We start from the raw sequence: 13,842 nt of genomic DNA, 5'->3' as shown, positions 1-13,842 counted from the left end.
TCGAGTTAGAAGAATTGGAAAAATCTCGCCGATATTAGTAGATTTTTAGTAATAAGACTTAGCGAGAAATCATCATTTTACTGGTGAACTTTCAGTTATTTAATCGCAGCTTTGAAGATTTTATTTTTTCTTGGCTATAACTTCAATCAATGGGAGGATAACATTTTTTTTGTTACTAACGTAAAAATGGTAGCAAGAGCTATTTTGCTGCAATTAATTCTTTTGTTATTTTCAAATAACTTAATACATGCACAGGAAATAGATCTTGAAGAAAATAACTCTTCAGATCAAGATATTCCAGTGACTGTAAGCAATCTACCTATTAATCAACATTCAAAACCGGTGTTAATCCAGGAAAATACTCTAATCGATCCGAGCAATTTAGAATATGAAGAAAAAATCATTCATCTTGAAACTAATTTTGAATTAAGCTCCAATTCATCCCTAACATTAAGCTCTTTCATTTCACCTATATTAATAAAAGAAGATTATCTTGTTGTATCAAATGAAAGCCCTCACTCAAATCTAGAACTAAGTCTTGCTTCACAAGGTTATCAGCAGACGAATGAGCAGAATATTCTCCATGACTTGGATCATAATGAAACAATCATTGACTCTCCTGTAAACTGGTGGAATTTAACTGACAAATATTTAGCTCTTTCTCCTTTTTCTTGGCATATAGACTACACAGAACCGGATGTTAATAATTTTCCTATGGGGGCTGGAGCTGCCTACGATTTTGAAATTATCAATCCTAATTATGGTTTTTTCAATCACCTAGTCCAAGATTCCATCGTTAGTTTAGAGTTTAATATTTTTAGAGATTCTGATTTTGGCTATCCAGCGGGCTACGTTGGTCTTAGTTTAAGAAGAAATATTTTTGCCAGTCCCATTCAGGTGGGCTCTGCCATTGGATTGCTCCATACAACCCAACTCCAAGAATTATCGGGCAGTCCGGTGCTTCCTTTTATGTTGCCCTTCCTACAAACTGACTTTGATATTCCAGTCAATTTACGAATAGTTTATATTCCATCTTTTGCGGACTACAATAGCCAACAAGTTTTCTTTACTTTAATGATCAAAGTTAATTAATATTAAACCTGTAGTTCCGATAAAACTATGGGAGTATTTTACTCTATCGAAACTCTCCCTCTTGGGCAAGCCGAGTGGAATGGGGAAATTTCATCTGATTATTAGACCCCAGTACGATAATGGCAACCCACAGTGAAAACCAATAGTGATAACTAAACGATCGCCGATCGCCGTTTAGCCATCGAACAGACTTGATAGTCGAGTTTAGAAAGCCCTTGACGAGGATTGAACTCGTGACCTCACCCTTACCAAGGGTGTGCTCTACCACTGAGCTACAAGGGCAAAAGGGATGGGCCGAGCTGGATTTGAACCAGCGTAGGCATAGCCAGCGGATTTACAGTCCGCCCCCATTAACCACTCGGGCATCGACCCATTGCTTTCACGATTAGCCATCATAACACCTTATTGTTGATGGTCAAAATATTTTTTTCTGGGTTGGTCAGATTTTTGTCTGGTTTGCTGGGAATCGCTTCCTGTGTCGGGATTGGTTACCCTAGGATTGGCTCGGTGCCGTGGTTTAATAGTGGCACCCACTGTCCCTCTCTCTCTAGTTCTTTGGGGTTTATGAACAAACGCCGCATTATTGAAGTTCTCCGCCACGGTCAGGCCGATGACCAAGTAATGGTTCAGGGATGGTTACGCACTAAACGAACCCTCAAGGATTTTAGTTTTGTAGAAGTTAATGATGGCTCTAGTTTGGCTAACCTCCAAGTGGTGCTGGATGGAAGTTTAGCGGATTACGATCGCCTATTATCCCAATTACAGACAGGGGCAGCGCTGGTGGTGGAGGGAAAATTGGCCCCTTCGCCGGGAAAAGGACAACGGGTGGAGTTAAAAGCAACCAAACTCGAATTGTTGGGGGGAGCAGACCCTGGCAGTTATCCCCTCCAGAAAAAACGTCACAGCTTTGAATTTTTGCGGACCATTGGCCACCTGCGCCCCCGCACCAATACCATCGGTGCAGTTATGAGGGTGCGTAACGCTTGTGCCACCGCCATTCACCAATTTTTCCAGGAAAGGGGTTTCCTCTGGGTCCACACCCCGATCATTACCGCCAGTGATTGTGAAGGGGCAGGGGATTTGTTCAAGGTCACCACATTGGATTTACAAAGGGTGCCCAAAAATGGCGAGGGCATTGATTACAGTCAGGACTTTTTTGGTAAACAGGCCTATCTAACGGTGAGTGGCCAACTGGAAGCGGAGGTGATGGCCCTAGCGTTTCAGAATGTTTACACTTTTGGTCCCACTTTTCGGGCGGAAAATTCCAATACGTCCCGGCACCTGGCGGAATTTTGGATGGTGGAACCAGAAATGGCCTTTTGTGACCTAGAAGGCGATCGCCAATGGGCAGAGGAATTTCTGAAGTACATTTTTAAATTTGTGCTGGAAAAATGCCCAGAGGATATGGAATTCTTTGACCAACGCATTGACAATACAGTGTTAGCCACCGCGGACAATATTATTAATAATGAATTTGCTTGGTTGACCTACAGCGAAGCAATTAAATTACTGGAAAAGGCGGATCAAAAGTTTGAATATCCCGTTGCCTGGGGAGTAGATTTACAGTCGGAACATGAGCGCTATTTAGCAGAAACCGTGTTCAAAAGACCAACTATTGTGACGGATTATCCTAAAGATATTAAAGCTTTCTATATGCGCTTAAATGATGATGGCAAAACCGTCGCTGCTATGGACATTTTAGCCCCCAAAATTGGTGAAATTATCGGCGGTTCCCAACGGGAAGAACGACTAGATATATTAACTCAACGAATGCAGGAACAAGGGGTCCCAGAAGAAGATCTATGGTGGTATCTTGACCTACGTCGTTATGGTTCTGTACCCCATGCAGGATTTGGTCTGGGCTTTGAGCGCATTGTCCAGTTCATGACCGGCATGGCTAATATTCGGGATGTGATTCCTTTTCCCCGCACTCCCATGAATGCAGAATTTTAAAGATTTGAGGAATTTTAGTCATTGAAAAGCTTGAAAATCTGTGATGTTCTTGTCTAAAACCTTGACCAGCTTGGGGCAGTGGCCCCATTCTTTGCCTCGCATTTCCCTCATGGACCGCTATGTGGCCAGGCAACTGATTCCCCCATTTTTATTTAGCGTCGGGGTGGTGGCCAGTTTAGGGCTGGCGATCGGTAATTTGTCCGATTTAGGCAACAAAATTGTTGAAAAGAATCTCCCAGTGGCCAAGGCGGCAGAAGTACTACTGCTTAAAGTTCCGGAGTTCCTCGCTTACTCTTTACCTGTGGCGGTGATGCTAGCTACGATGATGACCTTTGGTCGCCTTAGTGGAGATTGTGAAATCATTGCCATTCGTAGTTGTGGCGTAAGTTTGTACCGTCTGATCCTGCCGGCGGTGGTATTGAGTCTGCTGGTAACGGGCTGGGCCTTTGTGTTGACTGAATGGGTAGTGCCGGTGGCTAACTATCGAGCTACCAGTATCCTCATTGAATCCATCGATGAGGAGCATCCTTTTTGGCAAAATCGGGATGTTTTTTACCCTGAATTTGAAGAAATTAAGCTCGATAATGGTCAAACGGCACGGCGGTTAAAAAGTTTAGTTTATGCAGAAAAATTTGACGGCAAAGAAATGCAAAACTTAACAGTATTGCAATGGACAGAAAACCATCTTAAACATATTGTGCTTTCCGATAATGCCACTTGGAATAATGACAATAAACGCTGGGATTTCTTCCATGGTACTGTGTATCGCTTGACGGAAACCGAGGATTATCAAGAGGCGGTTCCCTTCACCAATAAACAGATTGCTTTACCCCAATCGGCCTTTGATTTTGCTCGCCAGGGACGAGATCCCTACGAAATGACCATTGCCGAAGCCCAGGACTATATCAAAATTTTGAAGTTAATTGGCGATGAAAAGAAAACTCAATTTTTTCAGGTTAGGACGGAACAAAAATTAGCTTTTCCCTTTGTTTGCATTGTATTTGCGGTGGTGGGTTCGGCGATCGGAGCTAGGCCCCAAAGGATAAGTCGGGCCACGGGCTTTGGTTTAACCATTGTGATTATTTTTGCCTACTACATACTGGGATTTTTCAGTGGTAGCTTAGGCATTGTTGGGTTAATTTCTCCCACTTTGGCTGCCTGGCTGCCGAATTTTGTCGGTTTGGGAGTGGGAATTTGGCTGTTATATGAGTTTAACCAGGGTTGAAGTTTACTCTAAAAATCTTCTAAGCCAGTAGTTTTGAGGGGGATTGAGTTGAATTTTCAGGGCTTTCTGGTGTCTAATAGGAACAGTTAAGGGAATAAAAAGAAAGGTCAAGACTTGGTTTGCCAACACATTTTTAAATACCTGTTAAATACCTTGGGCAGCACTTCGCAATTGTTCAATTTCCTCTGGGTTTAACTGCCACCCCAAGGCTCCGGCATTCTGTTGAGCTTGGGAAGCATTTTTTGCCCCCGGAATGGGAATAACATTTCCTTGGGCTATGAGCCAATTGAGGGCAATTTGGGCAGGGGTTTTGTCATGTTTATCTGCCAGGGTATCCAAGAGGGTAAGTAAGGGAGCTAATTTTCGCAATCCTTTGGTACTAAAACGGGGGTCAAGACGGCGGGCACCCTGGAGACTGGGAGAATTTTCGGGGCGATATTTGCCGGTGAGTAGCCCCTGAGCTAGGGGACTATAGGCCAAAATAGTGACGTTGAGCTGGCGGGCCTGGGTCAAAATACCGTTGCTTTCAATCTCCCGGTTGAGCAAAGAATAGGGAACTTGATTGCTAGCGAGGGGAATGCCTTGGGCTGCTAAACATTCGTGGGCGATCGCCATTTGCTGGGCGGAATAGTTACTAACTCCTACGGCCTGGATACGACCCTTTTTGACCTCGGCGGCCAACACGGCCATGAAATCCGGTGTTTTGAGCCAAAATTCTAGGGGCCAATGGATTTGATACAAACAAATGGTGTCCATTTGCAAACGTTCCAGACTGGCAGTTAAAGCTTTAGTGATGTCAGAACGCTGCCAACGCCATGGCAAGGGAAAGTATTTAGTCGCAATTTCCACTTTTTGGGTTTTTTCTCGGCAAAAACGGCCAATGAGGCGCTCTGATTCCCCAAAACCATAAATTTCAGCAGTGTCAATTAAGGTAACTCCGGCCTCCAGGGAAGCATGAAAAGCCCCCTCTACTTCTTGCGGGCCAAAGTCCTTACCGTAGGCCCAAAACAGGGTGTCTCCCCAGGACCAAGTACCCAAACCCAGGGGAGCAATGGAGGGGCCGTTGGGGCCAAGGCGAATAGTTTCCATGGGGGGGTTGAAAGAAATCTAGAACTAGCTCGCAAAACTGAGCCATATTTTCCCCGATGATAAACCAGTATTTCTGGAAAAGCTTGCCCACAGAGGGGAGAGGATGGGGAAATGGGAGAATGATTTTAATTGTTTAATTGATCGTTCGAAAACAGCGGAACCAATCACAAGGGCAAATGACCATGGCTAACTGGGAAAACTTTCTCAAAAATTTAGGGGAATGGCAGGGCAGTTTTACCCGCTTATCTCCCCAAGGAGAAATATTGAGCAATACTCCTTCCATACTCACCCTGGAAGGATTGGATGATGACAAGTTAGTCAAGTTTCGCCTGCGGCGCTACGATAATCCCGATTACCAAGACCCTCCCACTCAGGACTATAGCCAGGATTACCGTTCCCTAGGGCGACAAATCATTTTCTTTGGCACCGGTGCTTTTTCCAAAGGGCCATGGCAGTTGGCTCCCTTCAGTGAGTTTGGGGCGGAATTTGGCTTTGTGGATGGCGATCGCCGTATGAGATTCGTGCAATTGTATGACAAAGGATTAAGCTTAGCTAGCCTGACGTTTATCCGAGAATTTCGCCGGGGGAGTGATGCCCAGGAAAGACCAGCATTAAAGGTGGAGCAACTATTGGGCACTTGGCAATGCCAGGTTTATACTGGCTACCCCGACTGGCGAGAACCGGAACTGAGCACTATGGAAATTAGCCTGAGTCAAACGGGGGATTCCGTGGAACAACGGGTGACTGTGCAAGGACAAACTTCAGTGATGCAAGGGAAAGTGATGGGCGATCAGATTCATTTTCTTGGCCCCAACCCCAGCAAGGTTTTACTACTACCAGACGGCGCTTCTTCTTGCACCCCCGATCGCCTGCAATTGGGACAACCCTTTTCGGGGGAAGTGGGCTGGTTGGTGCGCCCCAACGAACGACAAAGGCTGATCCGTTACTATGACAATAGGGGGGCTTGGACCCATTCCGCTTTTGTTGTTGAGCATCGTCAGTAGGTGCCGGTTTCCTTTCACCAGCCGCTATGAAAAATCGCTTTGTTGCCCTAATTTTTGCCCTTTTGTTTGGCAGTTTTGGACTACATAAATTTTATCTAGGCCATATATTTGCGGGCATAGCCTATCTCATCTTTTCTTGGACAGGTATTCCCACAATATTGGGGTTTATTGATGTGATTATCCTTGGCACCATGGATGAGAGAAAGTTCAATGCCATCTACAACCACAAACATTACCTAGCCTCCCCTCCTACTCCGATAGTTACGCCCCCGCCAGTTAACACCACAGAACGGCTGGATGTGCTGATTATTAAAACCTGTGCCGCCAAGGCGATCGGCGCGACAGTCAGTGAATGTATTGTGGCCACTGGCGAAGATCCCCAAAAGGTGAAAGAAACCATTGATGTTCTTTGTCGTAAGGGGTTCCTATTGCCGGATAACCGGGAAGGGGACTATGCAGTGGTGTACCGACCAATTTAGCCAGTGTGGGCTAGAAGTCCAGATTATCCCAACTCTTTGTTACGAAATTCTTCTATCCCGTGGGGAATGGTTTTAATCATCTGATCCCGGAGAATTTGGCCGTCCTGGAAAGAAATGATTCGTTCTCCATGGCTAGCCACATCAGCTTCGTGGGTGACCACCACAATGGTAATGCCCGTGCTATGGAGCTGTTCAAAAATGGCTAACACTTCCTCGGTGGTGTGGGAATCCAATGCTCCAGTGGGTTCGTCGGCCAGCAGCAACAGCGGCTCGTTGACAATGGCCCTGGCGATCGCCACCCGTTGTTGCTGTCCCCCGGACAATTGATTGGGACGGTTATGTAACCGTTGACTCAGACCAACTCTAACCAAGGCGGCAATGGCCTTTTCCTTCCTGGTTTCCGCTGGTATGCCCGCATAGATCATTGGCAACATGACATTTTCCAGGGCGCTCATCTGGGGCAACAGGTAAAATTGCTGAAAAACAAAGCCAATTTTGCGGTTACGAATTTTGGCCAACTGATCGGCACTCAAACCGGATACATCTTCCCCGTCAAGAAAATAGTGCCCCAGGGTAGGACGGTCTAGGCAACCAATAATATTCATCATGGTGGATTTCCCCGATCCGGAAGCCCCCATAATGGCGCAGTAACTCCCCCGTTCGATCGCCAAACTAACATCGGCCAAGGCCCTGACCTCCGTTGGCCCTGCCCCATAAATTTTTGATACTCCCTCTAGGCGTAGTAGTGCATCACTAGGGTGGGAATCCTGGCGATCGCCTTTGCTGTCCGGGGAGTAAATCACTAACGAGTTTGAATCAAGCATGGGAGCTATCTAGAGCGAACGGCAAACAACAAGAATATTAGTTGTGTTTATCATCATAACGACTTTGATGTTCTAGAATTTTCCTGGGGGACTGCCCAGTAACAGGAACAATAGCCTATCAATAACTAGCTAATAATTATAGTTTTTGCTCACTTCCCCTAGCTGATCTCGACTAATTCTGACTTTTGCCTGGAGAAACCACCATGCGCTGCCCTTGGCTATTAATTCTTAGTTTTTTTTTCTTTCCTGCCCTGCCTATAGCCAAGAACAGGTAGAAATTATTGATAGCGCCGTCGGAGAGTTGGAAGCGGGGGATTTAAGTGCGGACAATGGAGTAATTTTTGACCTTTATCCCCTCAAATTAACGGCGGATCAGCCCGTCTTAATTTACCTAGAAAGCCAAGATTTTGATCCTTATTTAATCTTGATGGATGGGGAAGGTAATAAGTTGGCAGAAAATGATGATTTATATGACACTAATGCGGGGATTTTAATCAATCAAATCGATCCCCAAGGGTATGGGGTAGTGGTTACTAGTAATAAATCAGGGGTAACGGGAAAATATAAACTGCAAATTATTCTGCCCGATGCTAACCAACTAGTCGAAATCCAAGGGCATCAATCCTTAATTAAAGCCCAGGCCATGATGGATGAAGGTTCAAAGGAATCCTTACTCCAGGCCATCGAATTATTTACCCAAGGTTTGGAATTTTATCGGCAAATAGGCATTGTTAATCGGGAAACAGTATTTGCTCTCAATCGTTTAGGCACCATCTATTCTGACTTTGGCGAAAAATCCCAAGCTCTGGCCTATTATGAACAAGCGATTCCCTTGGCCCAACAGTTGCAAGATAAGGCCCTAGAGGGAGCTACCCTAAATAATATTGGTAGTATTTATAATGCCTTAGCAGATCGAAAAAAAGCCATTGATTTTTATCAACAGGCTCTGGTTTTAATCCGTCAAGCTGGCGACAAAACCGAAGAAATGACCACCATTAATAACTTGGGAGTAGCCTACGATAACTTAGGAGAAAGTGAAAAAGCTTTGCAATATTACGCTGAAGCCCTAGCCTTAGGAAAAAGCCTCAATGATTTAGAAACCATCGGCACTAGCCTCAGCAATATTGGCTTGGCTTATAACAACTTAGGAGAAAGGGAGAAGGCACTGGAATATTACCAAGAAGCCCTAACCATGTCCCGTTCAGTGGGCGATCGCCAGGGGGAAGCAGTGCGTTTAAATAACATTGCTTTGGTGTACGATGGCTTTGGCGAAAAGGATAAGGCTCTGCAATATTACATCGAATCTTTAATCATTGCGGAGGCGGTGGGGGACCAATCCCTCCAAGGTTCAGTCATTAGTAACATCGCCTTAGTTTTAGATGGATTGGGGCAAAAAGCCCAGGCCCTAGAATATTATCAACAGGCTTTGGAGTTAGCCCGATTGGTAGGTGATCGCTCTGGGGAAGGGATACGACTAAATAATATTGCATTGCTCTATGATAGTGTTGGTGAAAAAGATGAAGCTTTAACCTACTACAAAGAAGCCCTAAAAATATCCCAAGAAACTGGCGATCGCCTGGTGGAAGGAGCAATTTTGAGCAATATTGGTTACGTGTATGACGGCTTGGGTGAACTTAATCAAGCCATGGACTATTATCAACAAGCGTTAGTCCTACGTCGGGAAATTAAAGACCGGGATGGGGAAGCTTTAACCTTAAATAATATTGGGACAATTTACTATGCCCGTGAGGATTATGACCAGGCATTAAATTACTACGAACAGGCTTTGTCCCTCAGTCGAGCAGTTAAAAATGTGGGGCTAGAAGCAACCATTCTCAGCAATATTGGTTACGTCGAATTTGATCAAAGAAAATATGACAAATCTACCTTATTTTTAACCCAAGCTATCGATTTATTTGAATCAATTAACAGCGAAGATTTAAGTGATGAACTAAAAGTTTCCTACTTTGATACCTATCTGTACAATTATTTTCGTTTACAGGAAAGTTTAATTGCCCAAAATGAACCCGCTGTAGCTTTGGAAGTTGCTGAACGGGGCCGGGCCAGGGCCTTAGTAGAACTGCTCAATAAACGTTTTGCCCGAGATGCTAATTTTATCCCCACCGAAAAACCCACCATTGCCGCCCTGAAAAAAATTGCTGGCGATCGCCAAAGTACCCTGGTCACCTACGCTCTGATTCCCACCAAGGATCTCGCTTCCCCAATCAAGCTGTACATCTATGTCATTGCCCCCAACGGCACCATGGAATTCCGCCAGATGGACTTCAACCAAGATTTGCAAGACGTGGATTTTGTGCAGTTACTCCAAACCACTAGACAATCCGTCACCAGGCGATCGCCTTCTGATATCATTGCCCGCCGCACCGCCCAGGAAGCCAGCGCCTCCCTACAACAACTTCACCAAATTCTGATCGACCCCATTGCCGACCTGTTACCCAACAATGCCGATGCCCCTATTATTTTTATTCCTCAGGGAGCCTTATTTGGCATTCCCTTTCCCGCTCTCCAGGACAGTAATGGTCAGTATTTAATTGAGAAACACACCATCCTCACGGCCCCTTCCATCCAGGTACTAGCCCAAACGGCCCAACAAAAACAACGGCTCAAACAGCAGGCATTAAATCTGACCCCGGCCCTAGTGGTGGGCAATCCCTACCCCTATCCCGATAACCTCGATAATTTAACCAATGCCGCTAATGAAGCAAAACAAATTGGTCAACTGTTGGGGGTGCAACCCCTAATCGGTAAACAAGCTAGGGAAGCAGCGGTCTTGGCCCAAATGCCCCGGGCTGAAGTGTTGCATTTTGCCACCCATGCCAGCTTTGACGAGCAAAACGGTTTGGAAAGCGCCATTTACCTGACGGCGGAACCGGACCAAAGCAAAGAAGATTTACTGAGCACCCCGGGGCGCATCACAGCGGCGGAGATTTTTGACCATTTTGAAACTAACCCCCTCCATGCGGACATTGCCATCCTTAGTGCCTGTGACACAGGCCAGGGAGAAATCACCGGCGATGGGGTAATCGGCCTTTCCCGTTCCCTAATTGCGGCGGGGGTACCAAGTATTTTGGTTAGCCTCTGGAGTGTGGATGATGCTTCCACAGAAAAACTGATGACCGAGTTTTACCAAAAATGGCAACAGCAGGGATTAGGCAAAGCCGCTGCCCTCCGCCAAGCCATGCTCCAACTCAAGGAAGAGTATCCGGAGCCCTATTATTGGGGCGCTTTTACCCTAATCGGGGAAGCAGAGTAATTATTCTTTTTCCCTGGGCCTGGGGAAATTAATCCATTGTCAAAGCCACTTTTAAGGAAAATTTGACCGGTTAAATTTCCATCTGGAGATATTTAGCCACCGTTTGTACGTCCTTATCCCCGCGGCCGGAGCAGTTGATCACAATCCGCTCGCCATTTTTCAGTTGCGGGCAGAGAGTCTCTAGGTAGGCAAAGGCATGGGCAGTTTCCAGAGCAGGAATAATTCCTTCCAATTGCGATAATCTCTGCAAAGCGGTGATCGCCTCTTGGTCGGTGACACTGTAATATTCTGCCCGTCCCGCATCCTTGAGATAGCTATGTTCTGGGCCCACACCGGGATAATCTAAACCAGCACTAATGGAATGGGCTTCCGTTACTTGACCCTCCTTATCCTGGAGTAAATAACTCATGGCCCCATGTAACACCCCCGGTTTACCCATGGTTAAAGTGGCCGCATGCTTACCGGAGACAATGCTTTCCCCTGCCGCTTCGATACCAATTAACCGCACTGCTGGCTCATCAATGAAATCGTAGAACAGCCCCATGGCGTTGGAGCCGCCCCCCACACAAGCCAGCAAGATATCCGGCAGACCGCCCCATTTTTTCAATGCCTGTTGGCGAGTTTCCTGGCCAATGACCCGGTGGAAGTCCCGCACCATCATGGGGTAAGGATGGGGTCCGGCCACAGAGCCAAGAATGTAATGGGTAGTTTCCACATTGGTGACCCAATCCCGGATTGCTTCAGAGGTAGCATCCTTGAGGGTTCCAGTGCCCGCTGTGACTGGTTGCACCCTGGCCCCCAGCAAATTCATGCGAAAGACATTCAGCTTTTGCCGCTCCATATCCTGCACCCCCATGTAGATGATGCATTCCAAGCCAAAGCGAGCACACACCGTAGCCGTTGCCACCCCGTGTTGACCAGCACCAGTTTCGGCAATGATCCGCTTTTTCCCCATGCGTTTGGCAAGGAGAACCTGGCCCAGGGCGTTATTAATTTTGTGGGCCCCCGTATGGTTTAAATCTTCTCGTTTGAGGTAAATCAAAGGATAGGTTCCGTCGGGACGGGCGTAATGGGCGCTTAATCTTTCCGCAAAATATAGGGGAGAGGAACGGCCCACATAGTCTTTTAATAACCCCGCTAACTCTTCCTGAAAGGAACTCTCCGCCCGGTAGCGATAGTAAGCTTCCTCCAACTCCGTCAGAGCCGGCATTAAAGTTTCAGGCACATATTTGCCGCCATAATTGCCAAAACGACCCAGGGCGTCGGGATACTGATGACTAGGGGCAGAAAGAGGGGAAGTAATGTTCACGGACAGTCAGGAAGGGAATTGGGAAAGTTTTATGGTCGGGTCAATTTGTAACAGCTATTGGGGAGCTAATACAGCGGTTAAATAGGGTCACTGGCGGAAGGACGACGGTTAATTACCTGGTCAATCAAGCCATATTCCTTCGATTCCTCAGCGGACATAAAGAAATCCCGTTCCGTATCGGCGGTAATTTCCTCTAGGGATTTGCCAGTGTGGTTGGCCAAATGTTGGTTAAGTAGTGCTTTAAGATAAAGAATCTCTTTGGCTTGAATTTCAATATCCGTGGCTTGGCCCTGGGCTCCCCCTAGGGGTTGGTGAATCATGATGCGGGAGTTGGGCAAACTCATGCGCTTACCTTTGGCTCCAGCACTAAGGAGAAAAGCCCCCATGCTGGCCGCTAAACCGATGCAGATGGTACACACATCGGGGCGGATCTGGTTCATGGTGTCGAAAATTCCTAGTCCTGCCGACACCGAGCCTCCGGGGGAGTTGATGTAAAGATAAATGTCTTTTTCCGGATCTTCCGCTTCCAAAAACAGCAGTTGGGCAACAACTAAATTGGCGTTCTCATCCCGGACTTCTTGCCCCAGGAAGACAATCCGCTCCCGGAGTAGGCGGGAATAAATATCAAAGGCGCGATCGCCACGCCCAGACGTTTCAATGACGGTTGGAATCATGGGGAGATGGTGTTGTTACCGTAGTATTCTCCCTAGATTGTGCCATATTCTCCGCTTCTAGGGATTGGGAGCCAGGGGATTAGGCAGGGGTAATAACTTGATGGTGTAGATATTCCAGCAATTGGACTAGAACTGCGCCCATGGTGGCAAATCTAGCTTGGTTATCGGCCAAAATAGTGGTGGCATCCTGCACAAAGGGGCCAAGGATCAATTCATCAGCACAATTGTCTACTAAAGCCTGGGCCGCTGTGGGGGTAGTTTCCAAATGGCATTGCAGACCGATCGCCGATCGCCCAATTTGGAAAGCCTGATGCTGACAAGCTTGGCTGGAGGCAATTAACTCTGCCCCTGGGGGTAAATCAAAGGTTTCACCGTGCCAGTGGAAAACTTCAAGGCTGGGGGGAAACTGGAATGAACCTGACTGTGATTTACCTTCTTGCCCCATGATGGGAAACCAGCCAATTTCCTTGACAGCGTTGGGATAAACTTTTGCCCCTAGGGCATTGGCCATGAGTTGGGCCCCCAGGCAAATACCTAATATCGGTTTCCCAACGGCGATCGCCTGACGGATGAATTCCTTTTCCTGCACCAACCAGGGATATTGCGCCTCATCGTTGACACTCATGGGGCCGCCCAGGACAATCAACAGGTCAATGGCGTCCAAAGAAGGAAGGCTAAAAGATGGCTGAAAAAAAGCGGTTTGACTGATGGCGTAACCTTTAGCCCTGAGCCAACGTTCAATGGCACCAAGATTTTCAAAGGGAACGTGCTGGAAAAAGTGAGCTTGCATATGGTAATTTTCTGGAAATATTCTGGAAATGCTACGGAATTACCCAAGCCAGTGCCGAGGAACGAAATTATTTATAGACCACTGGCGATCGGCATGGTAACAGTAGGTTCCATTAACCAACTGCATTGA

General features: G+C 46.6%; 13 protein-coding genes and 2 tRNA genes. 7 read left to right on the top strand and 8 right to left on the bottom strand.

Translation table 11 applies throughout. The features are described 5' to 3' along the window. Positions 1–111 precede the first annotated feature (111 nt). Positions 112–1,092 carry a hypothetical protein gene (locus tag C7I86_RS15070; protein WP_020861966.1) on the top strand — a complete coding sequence of 327 codons (981 nt, stop codon included), beginning with the start codon at positions 112–114 and terminating at the stop codon, positions 1,090–1,092. Between the two features lie 210 nt (positions 1,093–1,302). Here C7I86_RS15070 and C7I86_RS15065 read toward each other — a convergent pair. The 3 genes from C7I86_RS15065 to C7I86_RS19435 all read right to left on the bottom strand — a co-directional run bounded on the left by C7I86_RS15065 (position 1,303) and on the right by C7I86_RS19435 (position 1,626). Beyond that, positions 1,303–1,374: transfer RNA gene (locus C7I86_RS15065), tRNA-Thr, on the bottom strand. Positions 1,375–1,382: 8 nt separating this feature from the next. After that, a tRNA-Tyr gene (locus tag C7I86_RS15060) sits at positions 1,383–1,464 on the bottom strand. A gap of 30 nt (positions 1,465–1,494) precedes the next feature. Next, complete coding sequence (locus C7I86_RS19435) at positions 1,495–1,626, bottom strand: hypothetical protein (protein ID WP_255345222.1); 132 nt, start codon at positions 1,624–1,626, stop codon at positions 1,495–1,497. A 30-nt stretch (positions 1,627–1,656) separates the two neighbouring features. Between C7I86_RS19435 and asnS the strand changes: the two genes are divergently transcribed. Both asnS and C7I86_RS15050 read left to right on the top strand, forming a co-directional pair. After that, positions 1,657–3,045 carry an asparagine--tRNA ligase gene (gene asnS, locus C7I86_RS15055; protein ID WP_010874068.1) on the top strand — a complete coding sequence of 463 codons (1,389 nt, stop codon included), beginning with the start codon at positions 1,657–1,659 and terminating at the stop codon, positions 3,043–3,045. Positions 3,046–3,088: 43 nt separating this feature from the next. Then, complete coding sequence (locus C7I86_RS15050) at positions 3,089–4,270, top strand: LptF/LptG family permease (protein WP_041425860.1); 1,182 nt, start codon at positions 3,089–3,091, stop codon at positions 4,268–4,270. 144 nt (positions 4,271–4,414) lie between these two features. On the opposite strand, the gene C7I86_RS15045 is transcribed toward C7I86_RS15050, so the two are convergent. After that, on the bottom strand, positions 4,415–5,359 hold the full coding sequence (locus tag C7I86_RS15045; RefSeq protein ID WP_010874066.1) for an aldo/keto reductase: 945 nt from the start codon (positions 5,357–5,359) through the stop codon (positions 4,415–4,417). Positions 5,360–5,541: 182 nt separating this feature from the next. On the opposite strand from C7I86_RS15045, the gene C7I86_RS15040 reads away from it, so the two are divergent. Both C7I86_RS15040 and C7I86_RS15035 read left to right on the top strand, forming a co-directional pair. Further along, the gene (locus tag C7I86_RS15040; protein ID WP_020861968.1) at positions 5,542–6,363 is read left to right on the top strand and encodes a DUF3598 family protein; all 822 of its coding nucleotides are present in this window, start codon (positions 5,542–5,544) and stop codon (positions 6,361–6,363) included. Between the two features lie 26 nt (positions 6,364–6,389). Continuing rightward, on the top strand, positions 6,390–6,842 hold the full coding sequence (locus tag C7I86_RS15035) for a TM2 domain-containing protein (RefSeq protein WP_010874064.1): 453 nt from the start codon (positions 6,390–6,392) through the stop codon (positions 6,840–6,842). Positions 6,843–6,865: 23 nt separating this feature from the next. Here the strand turns inward: C7I86_RS15035 and C7I86_RS15030 are convergent, their stop codons facing one another. Next, positions 6,866–7,666 carry an ABC transporter ATP-binding protein gene (locus C7I86_RS15030; protein ID WP_010874063.1) on the bottom strand — a complete coding sequence of 267 codons (801 nt, stop codon included), beginning with the start codon at positions 7,664–7,666 and terminating at the stop codon, positions 6,866–6,868. A 301-nt stretch (positions 7,667–7,967) separates the two neighbouring features. Here C7I86_RS15030 and C7I86_RS15025 point away from each other — a divergent pair, with 301 nt between their 5' ends. After that, a complete protein-coding gene (locus C7I86_RS15025; protein ID WP_020861970.1) occupies positions 7,968–10,940 on the top strand; it encodes a tetratricopeptide repeat protein in 2,973 nt (990 codons plus the stop codon). A 70-nt stretch (positions 10,941–11,010) separates the two neighbouring features. Here the strand turns inward: C7I86_RS15025 and trpB are convergent, their stop codons facing one another. The 3 genes from trpB to C7I86_RS15010 form a co-directional block, all read right to left on the bottom strand. Beyond that, positions 11,011–12,249, bottom strand: coding sequence for a tryptophan synthase subunit beta (gene trpB, locus C7I86_RS15020; RefSeq protein WP_010874061.1), 1,239 nt, complete (start codon positions 12,247–12,249; stop codon positions 11,011–11,013). Positions 12,250–12,326: 77 nt separating this feature from the next. Next, entirely contained in the window at positions 12,327–12,923 is a 597-nt protein-coding gene (clpP, locus tag C7I86_RS15015; protein WP_010874060.1) for an ATP-dependent Clp endopeptidase proteolytic subunit ClpP, read from the bottom strand. A 79-nt stretch (positions 12,924–13,002) separates the two neighbouring features. Further along, positions 13,003–13,713: a gamma-glutamyl-gamma-aminobutyrate hydrolase family protein gene (locus tag C7I86_RS15010; protein WP_010874059.1), complete on the bottom strand. Its 711-nt coding sequence runs from the start codon at positions 13,711–13,713 to the stop codon at positions 13,003–13,005. Here C7I86_RS15010 and C7I86_RS19430 point away from each other — a divergent pair, their 5' ends adjacent. Continuing rightward, complete coding sequence (locus C7I86_RS19430) at positions 13,714–13,842, top strand: hypothetical protein (protein ID WP_255345218.1); 129 nt, start codon at positions 13,714–13,716, stop codon at positions 13,840–13,842. It abuts the gene before it with no gap.

The sequence above is a fragment of the Synechocystis sp. IPPAS B-1465 genome (assembly GCF_003015225.1).
In the GTDB taxonomy this organism is placed as follows: domain Bacteria; phylum Cyanobacteriota; class Cyanobacteriia; order Cyanobacteriales; family Microcystaceae; genus Synechocystis.
The sequence above is the reverse complement of the archived record's forward strand: the minus strand, read 5'-3'. Positions and strand labels throughout refer to the sequence as shown.

Coding starts and splice junctions, on each gene's coding strand:
- asnS (WP_010874068.1), top strand. CDS start 1,657: ATGAACAAACGCCGCATTATTGAAGTTCTCCGCCACGGTCAGGCCGAT.
- C7I86_RS15050 (WP_041425860.1), top strand. CDS start 3,089: ATGTTCTTGTCTAAAACCTTGACCAGCTTGGGGCAGTGGCCCCATTCT.
- C7I86_RS15045 (WP_010874066.1), bottom strand. CDS start 5,359: ATGGAAACTATTCGCCTTGGCCCCAACGGCCCCTCCATTGCTCCCCTG.
- C7I86_RS15040 (WP_020861968.1), top strand. CDS start 5,542: ATGGCTAACTGGGAAAACTTTCTCAAAAATTTAGGGGAATGGCAGGGC.
- C7I86_RS15035 (WP_010874064.1), top strand. CDS start 6,390: ATGAAAAATCGCTTTGTTGCCCTAATTTTTGCCCTTTTGTTTGGCAGT.
- C7I86_RS15030 (WP_010874063.1), bottom strand. CDS start 7,666: ATGCTTGATTCAAACTCGTTAGTGATTTACTCCCCGGACAGCAAAGGC.
- clpP (WP_010874060.1), bottom strand. CDS start 12,923: ATGATTCCAACCGTCATTGAAACGTCTGGGCGTGGCGATCGCGCCTTT.
- C7I86_RS15010 (WP_010874059.1), bottom strand. CDS start 13,713: ATGCAAGCTCACTTTTTCCAGCACGTTCCCTTTGAAAATCTTGGTGCC.
- C7I86_RS19430 (WP_255345218.1), top strand. CDS start 13,714: ATGGTAATTTTCTGGAAATATTCTGGAAATGCTACGGAATTACCCAAG.